The sequence below is a fragment of the Bacillus sp. FSL R7-0685 genome (assembly GCF_038002425.1).
Classification (GTDB): domain Bacteria; phylum Bacillota; class Bacilli; order Bacillales; family Bacillaceae; genus Bacillus; species Bacillus subtilis.
The window spans coordinates 1,277,355-1,302,385 of record NZ_JBBOCN010000001.1; the positions used below are offsets into that span (position 1 = coordinate 1,277,355).

Below are 25,031 nucleotides of genomic sequence, written 5' to 3' on the forward strand. Positions count from 1 at the left end.
TACTTTAGATGGGGGAACAATCATGAAAAAAGTCTTATTACTATTATTTGTCTTGACGATCGGGTTAGCGCTTTCTGCGTGCAGCCAATCGAGCGATGCGTCAGAGAAGGAAAAACCGAAAGAGAAAAAATCGCAAGAAGAGCTTGAAAAGGAACTTGATAAGGAATTGAAAAAAGGCGGTGAGCCGAAGACCAAAAAAGATGATCAAATACATAAAATAGGAGAAACATTTAAAGCAGGACATACGAATTTTACAGTGAATAAAGTTGATAGAGTGCAAAAAGGTGAATATATGAATGTTGGCGGAGCTGTAAATGAGGAGACAAAAACAATAAAAGATGATGAGGAACGGCTTATTATAGAAGTTACGATGGAAAATATAGGGGAAGATTCAATAAGCTACAATTTTATCGGGTTTGATTTAAGAGATAAGAATGATCAATCAGTGCGGCCTGTTTTTTCTATAGAAGAGAAGGGCAGAATCCTTATGGGAGGAACACTAGTATCGGGGAAAAAGGTTACAGGTGTACTCAGTTATGTCATCCCTAAAGGAGAACAGAAACATTACACACTGGTATATAATCCGTTTTTAGCTGATACAAATAGCAGTAATACAGAAGAGAGAGTAAAGGACGATATTGATTACTTGGTGAAGTTAGATTAGAAGCTAATTTACAGTTGCACGTTTTTCATCTGTGGAAAACGTGCATTTTTTATAGCGAAACTTGACTTGAAAGGATGAGTGATAAAAGTGCAAACCAAATGGCTGGAACGGGCACAGCGGATTCGGGCGATCGCCCAAGCGGGGCTTGCTTTTTCCAAGGATGTGTACGACAGGGAGAGGTACGAAGAGCTAATGAAGCTTAGCGCGGAAATGATGGCGGATTACTCGGAGAAGGACATTGAAGTTATCACTGATTTATGGCAAGGCGAGAAGGGCTATCCAACACCGAAAGCGGATGTTCGCGGCGCTGTATTCAGAGAGAATCAGATTTTGCTTGTCCGGGAGAAGCATGATGAGCTGTGGTCGCTGCCGGGCGGATTTTGCGAGATTGGTTTATCGCCGGCTGAAAACGTTGTCAAGGAAATCAAAGAAGAGTCGGGGTACGATACAGAGCCGTCTCGATTGCTGGCCGTGCTAGACAGCCATAAACACTCTCATCCCCCTCAGCCTTATCACTATTATAAAATCTTCATCGCATGCAGCATGACGGACGGGCAGGGGGAAACAGGGATCGAGACGAATCATGCCGCTTTTTTTCCGGAAGACAGACTCCCGCCGCTTTCTCCTAAACGAAACACACCCTCACAGCTTAGCATGCTGTTTGACTTTTTGCGCCATCCGGACAAGAAAACGATATTTGACTAAAAAAGAAAGAGCCTGTGGGCTCTTTCTTTTTTATAATGTAATGTGTTTTTCGTTGGCGAGTTTCAGAAGGGTCAAAATAGAATCGGCTTGTTTATGGCCGAGTTTTTGCTTTAATTTGTTTTCTTCAACTAATCGGCTGCCATAAATTTTGACGGAGGCTTTGTCGACGACAGTATGCCAGTTTTCCTGTTTTTTTCCCTCAACAAGCGGTTTTTCATGTCTCTCAGAAAAAGAGAACACAAACAGTACGAATGCAAGTGAAAGTAGGATGCCGACAACTTGTTTTTTGTAATCAGTCTGTGCTGCCACGTTGTTCTCTCCTTCACCTTTTACCTTCTATTTAATCATAGAATCAGCTTATTTTACATAATGGGAAAGTCATTTTTGGAGTTAGTGCATTTGGTTGAAAACAGAGACGTTTTTTGAGCGGAGCGGTGCAATTGAATCCATATTGGATTTGCGTGCTTATGCCTAAGGTCACGTTGTGAGCCAAAACAGCAGTGCAGAATAGAAAAAAATTGAAAGATTATGGTAAGATGAACGAAATTCGAGGGGGAATATATGATGCCTGCATCGAACATCGTGATCGCCTGCCTGCTGTTATCAATTTAATTATTTGTGGTAGTCCCTCTCTTTTTCGAAAGCGGGAGGTGAAGTGGAACATTAATTGCTGAATTCTTTCAAGGGGAGTGACCGTACATGAATGTGTTAAACCGCCGGCAAGCCTTGCAGCGAGCGCTGCTCAATGGGAAAAACAAACAGGATGCGTATCATCCGTTTCCATGGTACGAATCGATGAGAAAGGATGCGCCTGTTTCCTTCGATGAAGAAAACCAAGTGTGGAGCGTTTTTCTTTATGATGATGTCAAAAAAGTTGTTGGGGATAAAGAGCTGTTTTCCAGTTACATGCCGCAGCAGACAAGCTCTATTGGAAATTCCATCATTAACATGGACCCGCCGAAGCATACAAAAATCCGTTCAGTCGTGAATAAAGCCTTCACTCCGCGCGTGATGAAGCAATGGGAATCGAGAATTCAAGAAATCACAGATGAACTGATTCAAAAATTTCAGGGGCGCAGTGAGTTTGACCTTGTTCACGATTTTTCATACCCGCTTCCGGTTATTGTGATATCTGAGCTGCTTGGAGTGCCTTCAGCGCATATGGATCAGTTTAAAGCATGGTCTGATCTTCTGGTCAGTACACCGAAGGATAAAAGTGAAGAAGCTGAAAAAGCCTTTTTGGAAGAACGAGATAAGTGTGAGGAAGAACTGGCTGCGTTTTTTGCCGGCATCATAGAAGAAAAGCGAAACAAATCGGCACAGGATATTATTTCTATTTTAGTGGAAGCGGAAGAAACAGGCGAGAAGCTGTCCGGTGAAGAGCTGATTCCGTTTTGCACGCTGCTGCTGGTGGCCGGAAATGAAACCACTACAAACCTGATTTCAAATGCGATGTACAGCATATTAGAAACGCCAGGCGTTTACGAGGAACTGCGCAGCCATCCTGAACTGATGCCTCAGGCAGTGGAGGAAGCCTTGCGTTTCAGAGCGCCGGCCCCGGTTTTGAGGCGCATTGCCAAGCGGGATACGGAGATCGGGGGGCACCTGATTAAAGAAGGTGATATGGTTTTGGCGTTTGTGGCATCGGCAAATCGTGATGAAGCAAAGTTTGACAGACCGCACATGTTTGATATCCGCCGCCATCCCAATCCGCATATTGCGTTTGGCCACGGCATCCATTTTTGCCTTGGGGCCCCGCTTGCCCGTCTTGAAGCAAATATCGCGTTAACGTCTTTGATTTCTGCTTTTCCTCATATGGAGTGCGTCAGTATCACTCCGATTGAAAACAGTGTGATATACGGATTAAAGAGCTTCCGTGTGAAAATGTAATAGATAAGGAGACTGGAGATTCATGAAAAAGTACCATATTTCGATGATCAATATCCCGGCGTACGGACATGTCAATCCTACGCTTGCTTTAGTAGAGAAGCTTTGTGAGAAAGGGCACCGTGTCACGTACGCGACGACTGAGGAGTTTGCGCCCGCTGTTCAGCAAGCCGGTGGAGAAGCATTGATCTATCATACATCCTTGAATATTGATCCTAAGCAAATCAGGGAGATGATGGAAAAGAATGACGCGCCCCTCAGCCTTTTGAAAGAATCACTCAGCATTCTGCCGCAGCTTGAGGAGTTATATAAGGATGATCAGCCTGATCTGATCATCTATGACTTTGTTGCGCTGGCTGGTAAATTGTTTGCTGAAAAGCTTAATGTTCCGGTCATTAAGCTCTGTTCGTCATATGCCCAAAATGAATCCTTTCAGTTAGGAAATGAAGACATGCTGAAAAAAATAAGAGAAGCAGAGGCTGAATTTAAAGCCTACTTGGAGCAAGAGAAGTTGCCGGCTGTTTCATTTGAACAGTTAGCTGTGCCGGAAGCATTAAATATTGTCTTTATGCCGAAGTCTTTTCAGATTCAGCATGAGACGTTCGATGACCGTTTCTGTTTTGTCGGCCCCTCTCTCGGAGAACGGAAGGAAAAAGAAAGCCTGTTGATTGACAAGGATGATCGCCCGCTTATGCTGATTTCTTTGGGTACGGCGTTTAACGCATGGCCGGAATTTTACAAGATGTGCATCAAGGCATTTCGGGATTCTTCATGGCAAGTGATCATGTCGGTTGGGAAAACGATTGATCCAGAAAGCTTGGAGGATATTCCTGCTAACTTTACCATTCGCCAAAGTGTGCCGCAGCTTGAGGTGTTAGAGAAAGCTGATTTGTTCATCTCTCATGGCGGGATGAACAGTACGATGGAAGCGATGAACGCAGGTGTGCCGCTTGTCGTCATTCCGCAAATGTATGAGCAGGAGCTCACTGCAAATCGGGTTGATGAATTAGGCCTTGGCGTTTATTTGCCGAAAGAGGAAGTGACTGTTTCCAGCCTGCAGGAAGCGGTTCAGGCTGTATCCAGTGATCAAGAGCTGCTCAGCCGCGTCAAGAATATGCAAAAGGATGTAAAAGAAGCTGGCGGAGCGGAGCGTGCGGCAGCTGAGATTGAAGCGTTTATGAAAAAATCCGCTGTCCCGCAGTAAAAACATAAAAACCGAAATCAATTTGATTTCGGTTTTCTGTTTAAATATTTTTTTTCATCCCGCATCTCCGGCATTCTCTAAGAAATTTTCCGCCTTTTACAGAGCTTTTGAACAGTGTGTAATCACAGTTGTCGCAGCGCCCGCTGCGGGCATCCGGATATTCATTGAATTCGTAAACAATCGATGTATCGTAGCCTTTTGTTTCATATTCTTCTTTTTTGGTTTCCATGTCGATCCTCCGTTACAAGACGTGTCTGCTGTTTATCTTACAGCAAGCTTCCGGCGTATTCAATGGATTTTAGGAGGTTGGGTTTATCTTGATTTCTCCCTTGGTTTGCGCCAAAATAGCTTTATTAAGCTTATATACATAAAAAGCCTATGCAAAGAGGAGAGGAAACGGGTATGGGAAAAGGGTTACTTGGAAAACGCGTGGCAATCGGTGGCTCACGAAAAACGGAAGAAATTAGTACAATCATTGAAAAACAGGGCGGAATACCTGTCATCCGGCCTCTCCAAGGTACAGTTTACTTAGCAGAGAAGCAGGTGGAGCCGGATTTGCGGACGTTTGCGGAAGAAAAAGCTGACTGGGTCATTTTCACGACAGGCATCGGGTTGGAGACTCTTGTCGATATGGCAGAGAAAATTGGACTGAAAGATGAGTTTCTGCAGGCCATTCGCCAAGCGAAAGCGGCATGCCGGGGATACAAAACGCTGTCTGCGCTGAAAAAGCTTGGAATCACACCGGAAGCTTCGGATGAAGACGGGACAACAAGAGGCTTAATCCGTTCCTTGGAGCCTCACGACTTTTCAGGAAAAACAGTCATGGTGCAGCTTCATGGCGAAAAAGCGCCGGCTCTCATGGCATTTCTTGAAGAAAAAGGCGCGTCTGTCCTGCCGATTCTGCCTTATCAGCACATCCCGCCGGAGGAGGAAACGGTGGAGCGGTTATGCCGAGAGCTGATGAACGATGAGGTCGATGCCGTTTGTTTTACAACGGCCATTCAGGTTCGTTCCCTGTTTGATTTTGCCAAGGGGCGAGGTTATATCAATGAAGTGAAGAAGGTATTCGAAGAACGCGCCATCGCAGCTGCTGTCGGAAAAGTGACTGCTGAAGCACTGCGGGAAGAGGGCATTACGAGACTGCTTGCGCCAGAGATTGAGCGGATGGGTGCGATGATTGTTGAGCTGGCCAAGTATTATGAAGAAAAGGAATAACAAGTACAAAAAGCCGCTTTTCCCTCGGAAAGCGGCTTTTGTCTGTCATTCATTCTGCTTCAGCTGCTGATGAACGGTGAATAATGATGGGTATGTCAGCACGCTTAAGATTACACAAGTCAGCGCGGCTGAGGCCATCGTTGTAAACACGATTAAGAGTTGAAAGCGTACTGCCTGAATCGGGTCCGCGCCGGCTAGAATCTGGCCTGTCATCATGCCGGGAAGCTGAACAAGACCCAGTGTTTTCTGGCTTTCGAGCGTCGGGATCATACTCATTTTCATCGCTGAAGTAAGAATGCGCTGTATGGATTGCTTCGGTGTGCCGCCAAGTGACAATATTAATTGAATTTCTTCTTTGCGAACGCCGACTTCTGAGTTGAGCCGGTTTAGAAACAAACTTGAGAGCACCATCGAATTTCCGATGACCATCCCGCTGATCGGAATGACATATCGTGCCGTAAGCGGAATGATATGAAGAGACAGCAGAATTCCCTGCGTCACCATTTCTACGATTGCTAACGCGGCAAACACCCTCCAAAACGAACCGATTGTATTTTTCTTTCGCTTGATGACATTTTGCGCCGCCACCGCGAGCATTAACAGCACCATCAGCAGGATAAAAACAGGGTGGTCTCCGCGAAAAATCAGCGACAAAACATAACCGATGATAAGCAGCTGCACCGCGGCCCGGATGGTGGCGATGATCATGTCTTTTTCTACACCGGCTTTAAAGGATTTTGATAAAAACAAGGCGATCAAAACAAAGATCATCGTTAAAGAGAGAGAAAGGTAATCCATTACCGAGTGCCTCCCTTCAAAAATTCTTTCGCTGCTTCATGCTGCGGAGCGGAGAAAAATGTTTCGGTTTCGGCGATTTCAAGCAGCCGGCCATCTGCCATAAACCAAATGGTATCGGCTACTCGTTTTGCCTGCTCCATATTATGAGTGACCCACATGACTGTCCATTTTTTCTCTTGATGCTGACGTTTGATCAGTTCTTCAATCTCAAGAGCAGAAACCGGGTCCAAGGCCGACGTGATTTCGTCCAACAATAGAATGGAGGAAGGATTTGAGAGCGTTCTGGCCAGTGACAGTCTTTGCCGCTGCCCGCCCGATAAGTCTCTGGCGCTTCTGTCTAACAGCTCTGGCGGCAGCCCTGCAAGAGAAGCCAGCTTTTCAGGAGAGTACAGCTGGGATTGATGCAGCCTTTGTACAAGACTTAAATTGTCACGCACTGTCCCGTCGAGCACGGGAGCCGATTGAAACGCGAGGGCTGCCGTTCGCCTCAGCTCATTGACATTCCATTCTCTGACTTCCTTTCCATATATGTTGACTTCGCCGCTGTCAGGCGTTCTCATTAAATTACACATAGAAAGGAGGGTGCTTTTGCCTGAGCCGGAAGGACCTAAAACGGCTACGATTGCACCCTGTTGAATGTCTCCGGTGACATCCTGCAGCACATCATAGGTTTGTCCATCTTGTTTATAGCTTTTTCGGACTGATCTGAAGGAGATGGCTGGTATGTTTTGTGTTTGATCGTTTGCTTCCATTACAATAATCACCTTTCAATATAAGTAGGCTGACATTATATTTAACTATAACGTGAAACAGATTCCTTTTGGTAGCACAAATAAAGGAGAACAGGCTTTCACCCATTCTCCTGCAGATGCTACGCAGTCAGATTTGACTGTGCTTTCTTTTTCGGTTTTCTCGGCTGTGAAGCGAAGGTATGTAACATCATCCCCGCTATTATAATGAACAAACCGGCAAATGATAATAGAGATGGGAAAACGCCTGACAGCAGAACAATTTCACCAAGCAGCGCGAAAATCACTTCACCGGATTGAGTGGCTTCAACAGCTGCGAGTTTTTGCGGATTGTCTCTTACCATATCAGTGGCCCAGAAAAATAAAACCGTCGCAATGATGCCTGAGCTGATGGCAACGATAAAGGATTGAACGGTTTGACTTGCTGTTGGAAGGCCATCTGACCACCAGCCGTAAGCTGCTAATATAAGCCAGAATGGAAGGCTTGCCAATGTCATTCCAAGCACGCGCTGAAATGTATCAAGCCGGCCTCCGTATTCTTCGAGCATTCTCCTGTTTCCTAACGGATAGGCAAAAGCCGCAATGACAACCGGCAGCACACTGAAAAGCAGCATCCTCCCAGAAAGCGATTCTGCATGCTGAAGCTGAATCAGAGCCGCTCCAATCAGGATGATCACAGAAGTGCCAAGTGAAACCAGGGGAATCTTTTGGCGAACGAGCTGCGGACCGCCCGGCATATCTTGTTTGACATAAAACAAAGGAGATAAGAGCACCCCGGCTACAATTGTAATTTGCCAGGTTCCGGCTATGAGCCACCCCGGACCGTATGCAGCCGCAAATGTAATCGGCGCGTAAAAAAGCACGAAACCGACGAAGCTCCATTTGATCCAATAAAACGGCTTTTTCCTCATCTCTAGTAAAAGAGGCGTGAATGTCCCTCTCATGATGACAATCAAACATAAAAACGGCACCATAAAAATAAAGCGCAGCGAAGAGCTCCAAAGCCAGCTGCCTCCTGATAACTCCATCGCTCTGTTTAATATAAAGGTAACGGCGAAAAAGAGTGAAGCCAATATTCCGATAACGATAGCTTTCATGATATCCCTCATTCTGGCATTATTTTTTTATACTATACTATTCGGTATCATGCAGATCAATGGAATCATGAGAAAAACATCATGTTTGGCGAACTGCTATGTGTGGAAGACAAAAAAGGGAGGTGAAATTGATGGAAAAAGAGACACAGACATACTTCTTTCCGGATGACGGCAGGATTCCGAATCACCCTGATTTTCCGCTCGTGGTGTATCAAAACGCGCTTAAGGACACCGGACTGGCAGAGCGGATCGTCATCCGGCATGGCTGGTCAAACAGCTGGTCGGGGAGTGTTTTTCCATACCATCATTATCACAGCAATACGCATGAAGTCCTGATTGCCCTTAGGGGAGAGGCTGTGATTCAGTTTGGGGGAGAAAAAGGGGCTGCCATCCCTTTCAAATCAGGCGACGCAGTCGTGATTCCAGCCGGAGTCGGACATAAAAAGCTCAGCTCAAGCCCCGATTTTACTGTCCTTGGCGCCTATCCCGGAGGCGTTCAGTATGATATGAAGACGGGGAAGCCCAATGAGCGGGAGGAAGCGGTCAAACAGATTAAGCAGGCGGCGTTGCCGGCGAATGATCCGATCACAGGAAAAAGAGAGCCTCTATTGGAAATATGGGTAAAGTGAAGGGGAGAAATTGTTGGATTGTCAATAACTAGTGCCGCAGAAACGTTATGACATGAGCTCCATATAAATTAATTTCATAATCGAAGCAATTCACGTTCAAATTTTGTTCAAAAAGTGTTATCATATAGAAGGTAATCGAATTGGAGTTTTTTGTGTTTGCTATTTTCAGAGAGAGTAAAGGATTTTGACTTATTCAATTGTTTATTTTTAGATAAAAATAATACTGAATATGGCAAGATGAAAAACTGGGTAGTAAACATTTATTTTTGTAAATGATTGTGCACGAATTCACAATCCTTATTCTTATGCCTTAAAAGCGTGAGACAGGGAGAGGCACTACCCTTTCCAAAAAAATCAGCAAACTGCTTATAGTAAAGGAGAATTGGATATGCCAGAAACAATCGATCAAACAAATGCGTCTGTCAGCCAAAGCCAGCAAGATCTTATTGATCAGCTATTAAAGCCAGAAGTTCAAGAATCATTGACTGTTTTAGTTGACCAGCTTCCGAAGCTGACTGAGTTAGTGAATATTTTAACGAAGTCTTATGATTTCGCTCAGTCTGTAGCGACTGACGAAGTGTTAAAGAGCGACACAGTCGGTGCGATCACTGAAATTCTCGAGCCTGTAAAAGAAACAGCGAAAGAAGTAGCTGCGACTGCGATCGAAGCAAAAGACCGCGCGGAAGCAAGCAACGAAACAATTGGACTTTTCGGCCTTCTTCGCATGCTGAAAGATCCTCAAGCTCAAAAGCTGTTCCGTTTTGCTAACAGCTACCTTGAAGTCATGAACGAACGCGAAAACCAAAAATAATCTCAGATTCAAATTGATATAAAGGACGGAGGATATACGATGTCAAAACATATTGTCATTCTAGGCGCTGGTTATGGCGGAGTTCTTTCTGCTCTAACAGTTCGCAAACATTACACAAAAGAACAAGCACGCGTGACAGTGGTAAACAAATACCCAACTCACCAAATCATTACGGAATTACACCGCCTTGCTGCAGGCAACGTGTCTGAAAAAGCGGTTGCAATGCCATTAGAAAAACTTTTCAAAGGCAAAGACATTGATCTTAAAATTGCGGAAGTAAGCTCTTTCTCTGTTGATAAAAAAGAAGTTGCGCTTGCTGACGGTTCTACATTAACTTACGATGCGCTTGTTGTAGGTCTTGGTTCTGTAACGGCTTACTTCGGCATCCCAGGTCTTGAAGAAAACAGCATGGTATTGAAATCTGCTGCCGATGCGAACAAAGTCTTCCAACATGTTGAAGATCGTGTGCGCGAGTACTCTAAAACGAAAAACGAAGCAGATGCAACAATCCTTATCGGCGGAGGCGGCTTAACAGGTGTTGAGCTTGTTGGTGAGCTTGCTGACATCATGCCGAACCTTGCGAAAAAATACGGCGTAGACCATAAAGAAATCAAATTGAAACTTGTTGAAGCAGGTCCGAAGATCCTTCCTGTTCTTCCGGATGATCTTATCGAGCGTGCGACTGCAAGCCTTGAAAAACGCGGCGTTGAGTTCTTAACAGGTCTTCCTGTTACAAATGTAGAAGGAAACGTAATCGATCTGAAAGACGGATCTAAAGTTGTTGCCAACACATTTGTTTGGACTGGCGGCGTACAAGGTAACCCATTAGTCGGTGAATCAGGCCTAGAAGTGAACCGCGGACGCGCGACTGTAAATGACTTCCTGCAATCTACATCTCATGAAGATGTATTCGTTGCTGGAGACAGCGCAGTTTACTTCGGTCCAGACGGCCGTCCATACCCGCCAACTGCACAAATCGCATGGCAAATGGGTGAGCTGATCGGTTACAACCTATTCGCTTACCTAGAAGGCAAAACGCTTGAAACATTCAAGCCAGTAAACTCTGGTACACTTGCAAGCCTTGGACGCAAAGACGCGGTTGCCATCATTGGTGCTAATTCTACACCGCTTAAAGGTCTTCCTGCTTCCTTGATGAAAGAAGCAAGTAACGTACGCTACTTAACACACATTAAAGGACTTTTCAGCCTGGCTTACTAATCCTTTTAATGAATCTGACATTGCCAAAAGCGTTCCTTACCGAGTGCTTTCTGGCAATGTCCTTTTTGTTTATATGCCAACGTTAACATTTTATTTTCAAAAAAGAGATTGAACCCAGAGGAATATAAAGGTAAAATAAAAACAAATCAAAATGTTAACGTTAACATTTTGAAATAGAATGAAAGACGGTGAGGACATGGATCCCTTCATGGGCGAAAACTTTTTATTGAAAAATGAAACCGCTGTCAGCCTCTATCACAATTATGCGAAAGACATGCCAATTATTGATTACCACTGCCACTTAAGTCCGAAAGAAATCTATGAAAATAAGACATTTCAAAACATCACGGAAGCCTGGCTGTATGGTGACCATTATAAATGGCGCATCATGAGAGCCAATGGAATTGAGGAGACATACATTACCGGAGATGCGCCTGATGAGGAGAAATTTATGGCTTGGGCGAAAACCGTGCCGATGGCGATTGGCAACCCGCTCTACAACTGGACTCACTTAGAATTGCAGCGTTTTTTTGGCATTTACGAGATTTTAAACGAGAAGTCCGGGCCGGCTATATGGAAACGGACAAATGAACTGCTCAAAGGGGAAGGCTTCGGGGCAAGGGATTTAATCGTGAAATCAAATGTAAAGGTTGTGTGCACCACAGATGACCCTGTTGATTCTCTTGAATACCATCTATTATTAAGAGAAGACAAAGACTTTCCTGTCAGCGTGCTGCCTGGATTTCGGCCGGATAAAGGGCTTGAGATCAATCGTGAAGGCTTTCCTGAGTGGGTGCAGGCGCTTGAAGATGCCGCCGCCATATCCATTGCAACCTATGATGCGTTTTTAAAGGCGTTGGAAAAACGAGTGCGATTCTTCCACTCAGCCGGCGGCAGAGTTTCTGATCACGCGATAGATTCAATGGTATTTGCCGAAACAACAAAAGAAGAAGCTGGACGGATTTTTTCTGACAGATTACAAGGAACAGAGGTTTCTTATGAAGATGAGAAGAAATTTAAGACATATACGCTTCAGTTTCTTTGCGGTTTGTATGCGGAGCTCGATTGGGCGATGCAGTTTCATATCAACGCTTTAAGAAACACGAATACAAAAATGATGAAAAGGCTCGGACCTGATACAGGGTATGATTCAATGAACGATGAAGAAATTGCTAAGCCTTTATACAAGCTGCTGAACTCAGTTGAGATGAAGAACCAGCTGCCGAAAACGATTTTATATTCACTGAATCCAAATGATAACTATGTCATCGCCAGCATGATCAACAGTTTTCAGGACGGTATTACCCCGGGAAAAATACAATTCGGCACAGCCTGGTGGTTTAACGATACTAAAGACGGAATGCTCGACCAAATGAAAGCGTTATCAAATGTTGGCCTTTTCAGCCGTTTTATCGGCATGCTCACCGATTCCAGAAGCTTTCTTTCGTATACGCGCCACGAATATTTCAGGCGGATCGTCTGCAATTTGATTGGAGAATGGGTGGAAAACGGCGAAGTGCCGCGCGATATGGAGCTTCTGGGAAGCATCGTTCAGGGGATTTGCTATGACAATGCGAAACACTACTTTCAATTTCAAGAAGAGAAAGCAAACGTGTAACAAAGTGTCCGCTCAGTATCGCTGAGCGGATCACTATCCGAAAATTCTTAAGACACAGAGGTGGAACATGCGAACTGAACTGGCAAATAAGGTTGTGTCGGTCGAAACGGAAAAAAGGCTTTCATTGAAAGAGAAAATGTCCTATGGCTTTGGTGATTTTGGCAACGGTTTTATGTTTGATCTCGGCCAGATTTATTTATTGAAGTATTTCACTGATGTAGCGGGAATCCCCGCTGCGATGGCCGGCGGCATTTTTTTAGTAAGTAAGCTGTTTGCAGCGATAACAGATCCAATTGTCGGCTCATCAATCGATTATCGCAAAAACATCGGCAAACGGGGGAAATTCAGGCCTTATCTATTAATCGGCAGCATCGTGCTTGCGGTGCTTACTGTTCTTATTTTTCTGTCTCCCAATGTATCAACGACCGGAAAACTGATATATGCATATGCATCCTATATGATTTGGGGCATCGGCTATTCGTTTGTGAATATTCCGTACGGCTCATTAGGGGCAGCGATGACTCAAAATTCTGAGGACCGGACCTCCATTTCGACGTTCCGCCAAATCGGATCACTTGGCGCCTTGTTTATCACAAGTGTGGCCGTGATGCCGCTGCTCGTCAAGTTTGATAATCCGAAGGTCGGCTACCCGGTGGTCATGGGCTTGTTCGCCGCGCTCGGTGTGATTTGGTTTTATATTTGCTATCGCAACTGCAAAGAGCGCATTGTCATATCGGAAGCACCAAAAGAAAAATTAACACTCTCATCTGTCGTCAAAACATTTATTACAAATAAACCGCTGTTAACCCTTGTCCTGATGACGATTTTTTCAATTTCCGCATACAACATTAAATCCGCCATGCTCGTCTATTTCGCACAATATAACTTGGGCAATGTTGAATTAATGGCTTATATGAACTTCATCATTATTGGTTCTTCCTTTTTGGGCGTCGTATTCCTACCAAAGCTCGTCAAGATGTTTGGAAAGAAACGAACGGCAATGATCGGCTTCGGCATCAGTGTGGCCGCGGATCTGATCAACTTTATGCTTCCATCTAACGTTTATGTGTTTACAATTCTCGCCAGTATCGCCTTTATCGGAATCAGTATCCCAAATGGCATCACGTGGGCACTTGTCTCCGATATTATCGACTATGGCGAATGGAAATCCGGTGAACGGAAGGAAGCAACGACATATTCACTTTTCAATTTCTCAAGAAAGCTTGCTCAATCTTTGTCTGGCTTTCTCTCGGGGATCGGTTTGGGGATTATCGGCTATGTCCCGAATGCAGTCCAGACAGCACAGGCGCTGATTGGCATCAAAGCGCTTCTGCTTCTGTATCCGGCCATTGCTTTGGCATTAGCGATGATCATTATCGGCTTTCTTTATAAACTCACAGACCAGCAGCATGCTCAGATCGTTCAGGATCTTCAGCAAAAGATCTGACAATATAATATAGAGAATATTTAAAATAATTTGTAAATAAAATGTGTTTGTAGGGGGTTCGCTAGGAGAGTGCCCAAAAAACTGAAAAGGAAGGAGGCACTTGCTTGAAAACGATAACAATTGCAGCTAAAGAAGCAAAGGAACTCGTTCGGCAAAAGCTGGCCAGTGCCGGTTTGAATGAACGAGATGCTGAAAAAGTAGCAGATGTTCTCGTACACGCTGATTTGCGCAATGTACATTCGCATGGCGTGCTGCGCACAGAACACTATGTGAACAGGCTTTTAGCGGGAGGGATCAATCCTGGGGCACAGCCTGTTTTTAAAGAAACGGGGCCTGTGACCGGGGTGCTTGACGGAGACGATGGTTTCGGTCATGTGAATTGCGACATGGCGATGGACCATGCAATTGACATGGCGAAGAAAAAAGGAGTCGGCATGGTCACGGCCGTAAACAGCAGCCATTGCGGAGCGCTAAGCTATTTTGTGCAAAAAGCGGCTGACGAAAAGCTGATCGGAATAGCAATGACGCATACAGACAGTATCGTTGTCCCGTTTGGGGGGAGGACTCCTTTTTTAGGAACAAATCCGATTGCTTACGGTGTTCCGGCTAAGCATAAAAAACCGTTTATCCTAGATATGGCGACATCCAAAGTGGCTTTTGGGAAGATTCTGCAGGCCCGTGAAGAGGGCAAAGAAATTCCTGAAGGATGGGGAGTCGATGAAAACGGAGAAGCAGTAACTGATCCTGACAAGGTCGTCTCACTTTCAACATTCGGGGGCCCGAAAGGCTATGGACTATCGATTGTGGTGGATGTGTTTTCAGGATTGCTGGCGGGCGCGGCTTTTGGCCCTCATATTGCCAAAATGTACAGCGGCCTTGATCAAAAAAGAAAGCTGGGGCATTACGTTTGCGCGATCAATCCAGCCTTTTTTACTGACTGGGATACGTTTTTAGAGCAGATGGATGCCATGATTGATGAACTGCAGCAATCACCGCCGGCTGTTGGATTCGAAAGAGTGTATGTGCCCGGCGAGATCGAGCAGCTGCATGAAGAAAGAAATAAGAAAAACGGAATTTCTATCGCCCGGAGCGTGTATGAATTCTTAAAAAGCAGGTGAGTAAAATGAAAGCGGTTCAAGTGCGAAAAGCGTATGATCTGGTGACAGCGGAGGTGAAGAAGCCAGTTCTTTCAAAGGATGATGAAGTGCTCGTGAAAGTCAAGCGAGTCGGCATTTGCGGTTCAGACATGCACATTTATCATGGAACGAATCCGCTTGCTACCCTCCCGAGAGTTATCGGACACGAGGTAACGGGACAAGTGGAGGCAGTTGGTGCGAATGTACAGAGCCTAAAACCCGGTGATCATGTCGTGATTGAGCCGATTTCTTATTGCGGATCGTGCTATGCCTGCCGCAAAGGGCGGCCGAATGTTTGCGCCAAGCTTTCTGTATTTGGCGTACATGAGGACGGAGGCATGCGGGAATATATTGTGCTTCCGGAAAGGCAGCTTCACTCGGTCTCAAAGGACTTGCCTTGGGAGGAAGCAGTCATGGCCGAGCCTTATACGATAGGCGCCCAGGCAGTGTGGAGAGGCCAGGTGGAAAAAGGTGATACCGTCCTGATCCAGGGAGCGGGGCCCATCGGGATCTGTGTGTTAAAAATGGCAAAGCTGGCGGGCGCTGCTGTCATGATGACTGACTTGAACAACGAGCGGCTGTTATTTGCGAAAGAAAACGGCGCCGATGCTGTTGTAAATGTCCAAGCAGAACATGTTGCCGAGCGGGTCCTTGAATGGACTGGGAATGAAGGAGCAAACGTGGTCATTGATGCTGTTTGCCTGCCGGAGACTTTTGCACTTTCAATTGAGGCTGTGTCACCGGCGGGACATGTGGTTGTGCTTGGATTTGATGAAAGAGCGGCTCAGATTTCACAGCTGCCAATTACAAAAAAAGAAGTCACGATAACCGGATCGCGATTGCAGACCAATCAGTTTCCAAAAGTGGTAGAGCTTTTGAATGGAGGCCGGTTAGTGCATAACGGACTGGTGACCCATACATTTTCAGTTGATGACGTTCATCATGCATTTCAGTTTATTAAGGAGCATCCAGATCAGGTGCGGAAAGCCGTCATCACGTTTGATTAAATGACTGAATCCGGAGGTGCGAGCATGAATATGACATTCCGATGGTATGGACGAGGCAACGATACAGTCACACTTGAACACGTGAAGCAAATTCCCGGAGTCAAAGGCATCGTTTGGGCTCTCCATCAAAAGCCTGTCGGCGACGTGTGGGAAAAAGAAGAAATCAGAGCCGAGACCGAATATATTCAATCCTATGGTTTTCATGCTGAAGTTGTAGAAAGCGTGAATGTTCACGAAGCGATTAAACTTGGGAACGAAGAACGCAGCCGGTATATTGAAAACTACAAGCAAACGATCCGCAACCTTGCCGGATTTGGCGTGAAAGTGATTTGCTATAATTTTATGCCGGTTTTTGACTGGACACGCACGGACATGTTCCGGCCGCTAGAAGATGGATCGACCGCTCTGTTTTTTGAAAAGGCCAAGGTGGAAAGCCTTGATCCTCAAGAGCTGATTCGGACGGTGGAGGAAGCATCTGACATGACACTGCCGGGGTGGGAGCCCGAAAAATTGGCTCGGATCAAAGAGCTTTTTGCTGCCTACAGAACGGTCGATGAAGAAAAGCTATGGGACAATTTATCATTCTTTTTGCAGGAAATTCTTCCTGTTGCTGAGGCCTATGGTGTTCAAATGGCCATTCATCCGGATGACCCGCCGTGGCCGATTTTCGGACTGCCGCGCATTATCACAGGAGAGGCAAGCTATAAGAAACTGCGGGCGATATCAGATTCACCGTCTAATTGTATCACCCTTTGTACAGGTTCAATGGGAGCCAATCCCGCTAACGACATGGTGGAGATCGCTAAAACGTATGCCGGCATCGCTCCATTTTCACATATTCGCAATGTGAAAATTTATGAGAATGGCGATTTTATTGAAACATCTCATTTAACAAAGGATGGTTCAATCAACATTCAAGGCGTGATGGAAGAACTGCATAAGCAGGATTACGAAGGATATGTCAGACCGGATCATGGGCGCCATCTTTGGGGCGAGCAATGCCGCCCGGGATATGGCTTATACGATCGGGCACTTGGCATCATGTATTTGAACGGGCTGTGGGACGCCTATGAAGCAATGGCAAAAAAAGAGGTGGACGTATGATCCCGCTGCATGAGAACCTGGCTGGTAAAACGGCTGTCATCACTGGCGGCAGCGGCGTGCTTTGCTCTGCGATGGCACGGGAGCTAGCCCGTCATGGCATGAAGGTGGCGATATTGAATCGGACGGCTGAAAAAGGCCAAGCGGTCGTGAAGGAGATAACGGCGGCTGGCGGCACAGCGTGCGCTGTTGCTGCGGATGTGCTGGACAGGATGTCACTGGAGCGGGCAAAGGAAGACATCCTTGGCCAATTTGGCGCTGTTGATCTGTTAATTAACGGGGCTGGCGGCAATCATCCTGCCGCGATAACCGATGTGGAGACATATGAAGAAGCGGGAGAAGGCCAATCCTTTTTTGATATGGATGAGAGGGGCTTTCTAACTGTATTCTCCACCAATTTCACCGGTGCGTTTCTGGCCTCGCAAGTGTTTGGAAAAGAGCTGCTGAAAGCCGATTCACCGGCGATTATCAATCTTTCTTCGATGAGTGCTTATTCACCTATGACGAAGGTTCCGGCATACAGTGCCGCCAAAGCATCGATCAATAATTTTACGATGTGGATGGCTGTTCATTTTGCCGAAACCGGGCTGCGGGTCAATGCGATTGCCCCAGGCTTCTTTCTGACAAAACAAAATCATGATCTGCTGATCAACCAAGACGGAACATTCACCAGCCGATCTCACAAAATTATTGCGGGAACACCGATGAAGCGCTTCGGAAAACCCGAGGATTTGCTCGGTACGCTTCTTTGGCTGGCGGATGAATCCTATTCCGGTTTTGTCACTGGGATCACCGTTCCTGTCGATGGAGGATTTATGGCTTATTCAGGTGTGTAACGAAAGCGATGCAACAGAAACTGAACCAACATAGGGGTGAGGTTGAGATGTTTTCAAAAGATAAGCTTCCCGTTATCCTTTTTTTGTTCCTGGCAGGGGTGATTAATTACCTGGATCGCTCGGCGCTTTCCATTGCAGCTCCTTTTATTCAGGATGATCTCACATTGTCTGCCACGCAAATGGGCTTGATTTTCAGCAGTTTTTCGATTGGTTATGCGATTTTTAACTTTCTTGGGGGCGTGGCATCCGACCGCTATGGGGCAAAGCTGACCTTGTTTGTCGCGATGGTTGTTTGGTCGCTGTTTAGCGGAGCAGTCGCCCTCGCTTTTGGCTTTGTCAGCCTGCTGATTATACGCATTCTCTTCGGAATGGGAGAAGGCCCGCTTTCGGCGACCATCAACAAGATGGTGAACAACTGGTTCCCGCCGACCCAGCGGGCGTCTGTTATCGGTGTAACCAACAGCGGCACGCCGCTCGGGGGAGCCATTTCCGGCCCGATAGTCGGCATGATCGCAGTGGCGTTCAGCTGGAAGGTATCCTTCGTTCTCATTATGATTATTGGATTGATATGGGCAGTGCTCTGGTTCAAGTTTGTCAAAGAAAAGCCGCAAGAGACGATGAAGGAAGCACCGGCAATAAAAGCAGAAACGTCTCCCGGAGAAAAAATTCCGCTCACCTTTTACCTAAAGCAAAAAACGGTCCTGTTCACGGCGTTCGCTTTTTTCGCTTACAACTACATCCTCTTCTTCTTTTTGACGTGGTTTCCGAGCTATCTTGTCGACGAGCGGGGATTAAGTGTTGAATCGATGAGTGTCATCACGGTCATACCGTGGATTTTAGGCTTTATCGGGCTGGCTGCAGGGGGATTTGTTTCTGACTATGTGTACAAAAAAACGGCCCGAAAAGGTGTGCTGTTCTCGCGCAAGGTTGTGCTTGTCACGTGTTTGTTTTCATCAGCTGTCCTGATTGGTTTTGCCGGGCTTGTGGCAACGACTGCGGGGGCTGTCACTCTTGTCGCTCTGTCAGTGTTCTTTCTTTATTTGACCGGTGCTATCTATTGGGCTGTCATTCAAGATGTGGTTGATCAAAACAATGTCGGTTCTGTTGGCGGCTTCATGCATTTCCTCGCCAACACGGCAGGAATTATCGGCCCGGCTTTAACCGGATTTATTGTTGACCAAACAGGCACGTTTTCTGGAGCATTTTTGCTTGCCGGTGGGCTGGCTGTCTTCGCTTCACTTGCTGTGATTCGTTTTGTCCGTCCAATCATCGGCAAGCCAGCGGGAACAGAAGCTAAGAATCCTGTGTCTTATTAATCTGGAAATATAGTGGGAGAGGCGGTATATTTGATGATACAATATACAGTAAATAATCGCAGCCGGTATGATAAGGAAGGGAATTAGATGGTAACCATAAAAGATATCGCAAAACTCGCAAACGTATCCCACACAACCGTTTCCAGAGCACTCAACAACAGCCCTTACATCAAAGAACATACGAAGAAAAAAATATTAGAGCTAGCAGAGCAGCTCAACTATACACCAAATGTAAATGCGAAAAGTTTGGCGATGCAAAAGTCGCATACGATCGGGCTTTTCTTTACAAGCATTACAAACGGAACCTCACACAGCTTCTTTGCAGACACAATCAAAGGCGTCAATCAAGCCATAAGTGAGGATTACAATCTGTATGTGCGCGGCATTGATGATCTGAAAAACTATGACTCCGTTACACCGATGAGATATGACGGCATCATTTTAATGAGCCAAAGTGACATTGATAATTCTTTTATTTACCATATTCGCGAAAAAAACATTCCGCTTGTCGTGCTGAATCGTGATATTGATGATCGCACCATCACGAATATTTTGTCTAATGACAAGGAAGGCTCTCAAGAAGCTGTAGAATACTTCATTCAGTCCGGACATCAAGACATCGCCATCATCGAGGGGATCGAAGGCTTTAAATCCTCCCAGCAGCGAAAGGAAGGCTACTTATCTGCACTGATTCAACATCATATTCCGATCAAGCATGAATACAGTGTCAAAGGACAGTACGATATGGAAAGCGGCTTTCAAGCGATGGAGCGGCTGCTGGCACTGCCGAATCCTCCAACCGCTGTTTTTTGTTCGAATGATGACATGGCAATCGGAGCGATGAATGCGATATTCGCAAAGGGCCTGCGCGTCCCTGATGATATTTCGGTGATCGGGTTTGATGATATTGGTTTTTCACAGTACATCACGCCAAGGCTTTCAACAGTAAAGCGCCCAGTGGAGAAAATCAGCGTGCTTGGCGCGCAAAAACTCTTGTCTCTGATCAGCAAGCCCGAAACAAAAGCAGAAAAAATCTTGGAAAACACAGAATTTATGGTGCGTGATTCAGTCAGACGATTGACGACGTGATGTCCCGTTTTTCAGCGGGCATTCTTTACACAGAAAAATGTTAACGTGTGCATAAAAAGAGGGAGGCAATAAGGGTGCAGAAGCTGAATAAAAATGTGTACGATCACTATACTCAGTATCCAGAAAAAATTCTCCAATTCGGAGAAGGAAACTTTCTTCGGGGATTTATCGATTGGCAGATTGATCAATTGAATCAACACACTGATTTTAATGGGAGTGTGGCGGTTGTTCAGCCAAGGGGTTCAGAAAAAATCAAACGATTAAATGAGCAAGATGGATTATATACGCTTTTTTTACAAGGAATGAAAGATGGAGAAGCGGTAAACGAGCATATGATTATCAACTCAATCAGCCGGGGAATTGACCTGTTTTCTGATTATGAAGCATACAAAGAATTGGCATCAAGCGAAAGGCTTCGGTTTATCATCTCCAACACCACTGAGGCCGGGATTGTATGTGATGAAAAAGATCGTTTAGAGGATAGGCCGCAAAGAACATTCCCTGGGAAATTAACTGCATTTCTCTACTTCCGCTATCAGGCTTTTAAAGGAGATCAGACAAAAGGGTGTGTCCTACTCCCATGTGAACTGATCGAGAAGAACGGTGAAAAGCTGAAGGAAACGGTTCTTCATTATGCAGGTCTGTGGAAGCTTGAGGAAGGATTTACACAGTGGATTCATGAGGCCAATACGTTTTGTAATAGTTTAGTAGACCGGATTGTTCCGGGTTTTCCCGTCGACAGCATCGAGGAGATCACGGCAGATCTTGGCTATCAGGATGATTTGATAGTTGTGGGAGAGCAATATTATTTATGGGTTATCGAGGGGCCTGATTGGATTGGAAAAGAACTTCCCTTTGCGGCTGCAGGGCTCCATACAAAGATCGTCAGCGACCTCACCCCATACCGGACTAAAAAAGTAAGAATTTTAAATGGCGCTCATACAGCAATGACGCCAGTGGCTTTATTATACGGCTTAAAAACTGTTAAAGATGCTGTCGAGCATCCGGAAGTTGGGCGATTTATAAGAGAGCTGATTGACGACGAAATTCTTCCTGTTTTAAAAATGGAAGGTCTTTCTCAGTATGCTGACGATGTGCTGAACCGTTTTAAAAACCCGTATATTAAGCATTACCTGGAAAGCATTGCATTGAATTCCGTTTCCAAATTCAAAACGAGAAACCTGCCGACTCTTAAGGAATATGCTGAACAAAAGGGACAGCTTCCTGAACGCTTGGTGTTTTCTTTCAGCGCTCTTCTGTATTTTTATCATGATAACGAGACATTGCAGGATGATCCGGCAGTTTTTCAATTTTTCAAAGAGGTTTGGTGTCAGGAGGATGGCGACATGCTTCGGATTGCATCAAGAGTGTTAGGCGAACAGCGGCTGTGGGGGGCAGATCTCAATGAGATACCGAAGCTGACTGATAGAGTCGCTGTTTACTTGAATCTTATTCATGAGCTGGGCATGCAGCGGGCTCTTGAACAATACTGCATACAAGGGGGAGAGGTACGTTGAAGTCGTTTATAAAGATTCATAAGCAAGATAATGTCCTTCTTGCTCTGCGGGATATCCAAAAGGGAGAGAGGCTGCATGCGGACGGCGTGTCGATTGAAGTAAAGGATGATATAAAAAGAGGCCATAAGATTGCATTGCAGTCTATCAAAGAAAACGACAGCATCGTCAAGTACGGGTTTCCAATCGGTCATGCATCACAAGATATCTCGATCGGAGAGCATATTCATGTCCATAATACGAAAACAAACCTGTCTGATATCCAATTATACAGCTATACACCGAGATTTGATGAAAATCCGTATTCTAATGAGAACCGGACGTTTAAAGGTTTTAGAAGAGAAAACGGAGATGCGGGTGTACGGAATGAATTGTGGATTGTCCCAACTGTCGGCTGTGTCAATGGAATAGCAGAAAAAATGCTGCAGCGTTTTGTCAGAGAAACAGGGGATATTGCTCCATTTGATAACGTACTGGTGTTAAAGCATCAATACGGATGCTCGCAGCTTGGCGACGATCATGAAAATACGAAGCAGATCCTGCTGAATGCCATTCGCCATCCAAATGCCGGCGGCGTCTTGGTGTTAGGGCTTGGCTGTGAAAACAATGAGCTGGCAAGAATGAAGGAAGCACTGCAAGATGTGAACTTGAAGCGGGTGAAGTTTCTGGAATCCCAGTCGGTGACCGACGAAATGGAGGCAGGCGTTGCTTTGCTGAAGGAAATTCATGAAGCGGCCAAAGGAGATAAGAGAGAAGACATTCCGCTGTCTGAACTGAAGATCGGGCTGAAATGCGGAGGTTCGGACGGTTTTTCCGGCATAACCGCAAACCCGCTGCTTGGACGTTTTTCAGATTATCTCATTGCACAGGGAGGGAGTACTGTGCTGACGGAAGTACCGGAAATGTTCGGCGCAGAAACCATCCTGATGCAGCGGGCTGCCAATGAAGAAGTGTTTCATAAGATAGTCGATTTAATCAATGATTTCAAACAATACTTTATTAAACATGATCAGCCGGTGTACGAAAATCCTTCACCGGGCAACAAAGCGGGCGGCATTTCTACACTTGAGGATAAATCGCTGGGCTGTACGCAAAAAGCGGGGATTTCTCCTGTCACGGATGTCTTGAAATACGGTGAAGTACTCAAGACAAAAGGGCTGACTCTTTTGAGCGCACCGGGCAATGATTTGATCGCCTCCTCCGCATTGGCGGCTGCCGGCTGCCAAATTGTCCTCTTTACAACGGGAAGAGGCACGCCGTTTGGCACCTTTGTCCCGACGGTGAAAGTAGCGACAAACACCGAGCTGTATGAGGCGAAGCCGCATTGGATTGATTTTAACGCAGGCCTTTTAGCAGAGGATGATGTTCATGAGGAATATGTGCTGCGTGAGTTTATCCACTATATGATTGAGGTGGCAAGCGGCCAGCTTGTGAACCATGAAAAAAATGATTTCAAAGAACTCGCCATTTTTAAATCGGGTGTGACGTTATAATAAGAAAAGGCTATCCTTCAAGCGGATAGCCTTCTTCATTAAATCAATTTTAAACCGCTGACTAAAATAATGGACGCCATAATAAATTGCAGTGGACGCGGGGAGAATCGAGGCGAAAGATGGCTCCCGATCAGTACGCCGGGAATTGAACCAATGAGCAGATTAGCTGCCAGCATGTAATCCACGCTTCCGAAGCTTGCGTTCAAAATGCCTGCTGCCGTAACAAGAAGAAATGCATGCGCGATATCGGTTCCGACAATCTGTGACGCTTTCATGTTAAATAAGTAAATCATGGCGATTGCAAATAATGAGCCGGAACCGATTGATGTTAATCCGACGATAAACCCAAACACCACACCAATAAGAATTGTCAGCGCCCTCTTATTTTCAAGCGGCATCAGCTGCCAGCGGTTGGGGCGAAGTTTTCTATCCAAAAACAAACGAACGATGATTGAAATGGCAACCAGCGTTAACACATATCCTAGAGCATGCTTAATAATTTCTTCCTGATGCTGGTGAAAGGCGGGGAACAAATGCAATATGCCAATGGCTAGCGAAGCACTCGGAATACTGCCGATGGCTAAGTATTTTACCAATTTAAAGTTAATCGTTTTCTGCCGCCAATGGGAGGCAACGCCAAACAGCTTTGTGATCGAGTTATATACAAGATCTGTACCGACCGCGATGGAAGGATTAATTCCAAGCACAATTAAAAGGGGAGTTAATAAGGCCGCTCCACCCACTCCCGTCAATCCGACTAAGGCTCCGACAAACAAACCCATCAATATGATGCTTACACTCATGATAAAGGCCTCCTGAAAACCCGACTATTTTTATCAGATTATATATGATTAGGACGCGTTAATCAATTAAATTTTTTGAATTTTTGCACGTTAGCTGCTTGAAATTTTGGTATGCTCAATATCTCTATTCATTTGCCCTATAATGAGTGTCTGGACGAAATCGAGAAGTACTAAAGGCACAAAAAAAAAGATACCTCTTAACAGGTATCTTTTTTCTTGTTTACGCTACATGCGCTGCTGATAGAAAGGAAGCTCAGTGTGGCCCATTTCCCGCACATACACGAACAGGTTGCCTTTATGGTGAATTTCATGCTCCATTGCAAGCTGAAGCAGCGCGCGGCCTGTGACTTTTCTGCCGAAAGCGGATGTCAGATCAATTTCTCTGTCCAGCTGCTCTTCAGTCAGCTGTTCAAGGATAGCGGCCGTTTTTTCTGTATATGTTTTTGCCAGAACATTGAGGTCTGTTTCTGTTTCTTCCTGCTTGTTTTGAAATGGTGAGGCATTGCCTTCCTTAATGACATTTGCGAACAAGTGGAAAGACGTAAGAATGTGTTTGACCAGCTCTTCTGCTGACATTGATGTTTCTGCCGGTTTGTAGCTGTAGTGGTCTTTGCTGATTTTTTCGGCAAGCTCATTGGTCACGTTTCGATGGGATAAAAAATGGCTGACAATTTGATTGGATTGGCTCATTATG

The 25,031-nt window shown here is 45.5% G+C and carries 25 protein-coding genes; 18 read left to right on the plus strand and 7 right to left on the minus strand.

Going from position 1 to position 25,031, the window contains the following annotated elements:
- Positions 1-22: 22 nt before the first annotated feature.
- Positions 23-664 carry a DUF4352 domain-containing protein gene (locus MKY50_RS06755; protein WP_003244850.1) on the plus strand — a complete coding sequence of 214 codons (642 nt, stop codon included), beginning with the start codon at positions 23-25 and terminating at the stop codon, positions 662-664.
- Between the two features lie 78 nt (positions 665-742).
- Entirely contained in the window at positions 743-1,369 is a 627-nt protein-coding gene (locus MKY50_RS06760; RefSeq protein ID WP_010886490.1) for an NUDIX hydrolase, read from the plus strand.
- 30 nt (positions 1,370-1,399) lie between these two features.
- Here the strand turns inward: MKY50_RS06760 and MKY50_RS06765 are convergent, their stop codons facing one another.
- Positions 1,400-1,678: a hypothetical protein gene (locus MKY50_RS06765; RefSeq protein WP_003232791.1), complete on the minus strand. Its 279-nt coding sequence runs from the start codon at positions 1,676-1,678 to the stop codon at positions 1,400-1,402.
- A 390-nt stretch (positions 1,679-2,068) separates the two neighbouring features.
- Between MKY50_RS06765 and yjiB the strand changes: the two genes are divergently transcribed.
- Positions 2,069-3,259 carry a monooxygenase YjiB gene (gene yjiB, locus MKY50_RS06770; RefSeq protein WP_341116359.1) on the plus strand — a complete coding sequence of 397 codons (1,191 nt, stop codon included), beginning with the start codon at positions 2,069-2,071 and terminating at the stop codon, positions 3,257-3,259.
- A gap of 22 nt (positions 3,260-3,281) precedes the next feature.
- Complete coding sequence (locus MKY50_RS06775) at positions 3,282-4,460, plus strand: glycosyltransferase (RefSeq protein WP_003232783.1); 1,179 nt, start codon at positions 3,282-3,284, stop codon at positions 4,458-4,460.
- 40 nt (positions 4,461-4,500) lie between these two features.
- On the opposite strand, the gene MKY50_RS06780 is transcribed toward MKY50_RS06775, so the two are convergent.
- Positions 4,501-4,689: a hypothetical protein gene (locus MKY50_RS06780; RefSeq protein ID WP_003232781.1), complete on the minus strand. Its 189-nt coding sequence runs from the start codon at positions 4,687-4,689 to the stop codon at positions 4,501-4,503.
- A 173-nt stretch (positions 4,690-4,862) separates the two neighbouring features.
- On the opposite strand from MKY50_RS06780, the gene MKY50_RS06785 reads away from it, so the two are divergent.
- Positions 4,863-5,675, plus strand: coding sequence for a uroporphyrinogen-III synthase (locus MKY50_RS06785; protein ID WP_003245334.1), 813 nt, complete (start codon positions 4,863-4,865; stop codon positions 5,673-5,675).
- A 45-nt stretch (positions 5,676-5,720) separates the two neighbouring features.
- Here MKY50_RS06785 and MKY50_RS06790 read toward each other — a convergent pair whose 3' ends face one another.
- The 3 genes from MKY50_RS06790 to MKY50_RS06800 all read right to left on the minus strand — a co-directional run bounded on the left by MKY50_RS06790 (position 5,721) and on the right by MKY50_RS06800 (position 8,319).
- Positions 5,721-6,473 carry an ABC transporter permease gene (locus MKY50_RS06790; protein WP_095010690.1) on the minus strand — a complete coding sequence of 251 codons (753 nt, stop codon included), beginning with the start codon at positions 6,471-6,473 and terminating at the stop codon, positions 5,721-5,723.
- Positions 6,473-7,225, minus strand: a complete 753-nt coding sequence (locus MKY50_RS06795; RefSeq protein WP_048655273.1) for an ABC transporter ATP-binding protein — start codon at positions 7,223-7,225, stop codon at positions 6,473-6,475. The genes MKY50_RS06790 and MKY50_RS06795 overlap by 1 nt, the downstream gene beginning before the upstream one ends.
- Positions 7,226-7,344: 119 nt before the next feature.
- The gene (locus MKY50_RS06800) at positions 7,345-8,319 is read right to left on the minus strand and encodes a DMT family transporter (protein WP_256683366.1); all 975 of its coding nucleotides are present in this window, start codon (positions 8,317-8,319) and stop codon (positions 7,345-7,347) included.
- Between the two features lie 131 nt (positions 8,320-8,450).
- On the opposite strand from MKY50_RS06800, the gene MKY50_RS06805 reads away from it, so the two are divergent.
- The 13 genes from MKY50_RS06805 (at position 8,451) to MKY50_RS06865 (ending at position 23,534) form a co-directional block, all read left to right on the plus strand.
- On the plus strand, positions 8,451-8,948 hold the full coding sequence (locus MKY50_RS06805; protein WP_029317652.1) for a cupin domain-containing protein: 498 nt from the start codon (positions 8,451-8,453) through the stop codon (positions 8,946-8,948).
- Positions 8,949-9,336: 388 nt separating this feature from the next.
- Positions 9,337-9,759: a DUF1641 domain-containing protein gene (locus tag MKY50_RS06810; RefSeq protein WP_003220510.1), complete on the plus strand. Its 423-nt coding sequence runs from the start codon at positions 9,337-9,339 to the stop codon at positions 9,757-9,759.
- 39 nt (positions 9,760-9,798) lie between these two features.
- A complete protein-coding gene (locus tag MKY50_RS06815; protein ID WP_003232765.1) occupies positions 9,799-10,977 on the plus strand; it encodes an NAD(P)/FAD-dependent oxidoreductase in 1,179 nt (392 codons plus the stop codon).
- A 196-nt stretch (positions 10,978-11,173) separates the two neighbouring features.
- Positions 11,174-12,595, plus strand: a complete 1,422-nt coding sequence (uxaC, locus tag MKY50_RS06820) for a glucuronate isomerase (protein ID WP_088325650.1) — start codon at positions 11,174-11,176, stop codon at positions 12,593-12,595.
- A 67-nt stretch (positions 12,596-12,662) separates the two neighbouring features.
- Positions 12,663-14,042, plus strand: a complete 1,380-nt coding sequence (locus tag MKY50_RS06825; RefSeq protein WP_103803754.1) for an MFS transporter — start codon at positions 12,663-12,665, stop codon at positions 14,040-14,042.
- A gap of 104 nt (positions 14,043-14,146) precedes the next feature.
- A complete protein-coding gene (gene allD / locus MKY50_RS06830; RefSeq protein ID WP_021479490.1) occupies positions 14,147-15,160 on the plus strand; it encodes an ureidoglycolate dehydrogenase in 1,014 nt (337 codons plus the stop codon).
- A gap of 5 nt (positions 15,161-15,165) precedes the next feature.
- On the plus strand, positions 15,166-16,185 hold the full coding sequence (locus MKY50_RS06835; protein WP_341116361.1) for a zinc-binding alcohol dehydrogenase family protein: 1,020 nt from the start codon (positions 15,166-15,168) through the stop codon (positions 16,183-16,185).
- 24 nt (positions 16,186-16,209) lie between these two features.
- Positions 16,210-17,289 (plus strand): mannonate dehydratase, encoded by a 1,080-nt coding sequence (gene uxuA / locus MKY50_RS06840; RefSeq protein WP_032725498.1) that lies wholly within the window; start codon positions 16,210-16,212, stop codon positions 17,287-17,289.
- The gene (locus MKY50_RS06845) at positions 17,286-18,122 is read left to right on the plus strand and encodes an SDR family oxidoreductase (RefSeq protein WP_038828735.1); all 837 of its coding nucleotides are present in this window, start codon (positions 17,286-17,288) and stop codon (positions 18,120-18,122) included. The genes uxuA and MKY50_RS06845 overlap by 4 nt, the downstream gene beginning before the upstream one ends.
- 47 nt (positions 18,123-18,169) lie before the next feature.
- A complete protein-coding gene (locus MKY50_RS06850) occupies positions 18,170-19,438 on the plus strand; it encodes an MFS transporter (protein ID WP_076457812.1) in 1,269 nt (422 codons plus the stop codon).
- Between the two features lie 87 nt (positions 19,439-19,525).
- Complete coding sequence (locus MKY50_RS06855) at positions 19,526-20,527, plus strand: LacI family DNA-binding transcriptional regulator (RefSeq protein WP_015383414.1); 1,002 nt, start codon at positions 19,526-19,528, stop codon at positions 20,525-20,527.
- 74 nt (positions 20,528-20,601) lie between these two features.
- Positions 20,602-22,044, plus strand: a complete 1,443-nt coding sequence (locus MKY50_RS06860) for a tagaturonate reductase (RefSeq protein WP_338382049.1) — start codon at positions 20,602-20,604, stop codon at positions 22,042-22,044.
- Positions 22,041-23,534, plus strand: coding sequence for a UxaA family hydrolase (locus tag MKY50_RS06865; protein ID WP_076457810.1), 1,494 nt, complete (start codon positions 22,041-22,043; stop codon positions 23,532-23,534). The genes MKY50_RS06860 and MKY50_RS06865 overlap by 4 nt, the downstream gene beginning before the upstream one ends.
- Before the next feature lie 38 nt (positions 23,535-23,572).
- Here MKY50_RS06865 and MKY50_RS06870 read toward each other — a convergent pair whose 3' ends face one another.
- Complete coding sequence (locus MKY50_RS06870) at positions 23,573-24,337, minus strand: sulfite exporter TauE/SafE family protein (RefSeq protein ID WP_014476525.1); 765 nt, start codon at positions 24,335-24,337, stop codon at positions 23,573-23,575.
- A 225-nt stretch (positions 24,338-24,562) separates the two neighbouring features.
- Complete coding sequence (locus MKY50_RS06875; protein WP_014479541.1) at positions 24,563-25,027, minus strand: DinB family protein; 465 nt, start codon at positions 25,025-25,027, stop codon at positions 24,563-24,565.
- Between the last annotated feature and the right edge of the window lie 4 nt (positions 25,028-25,031).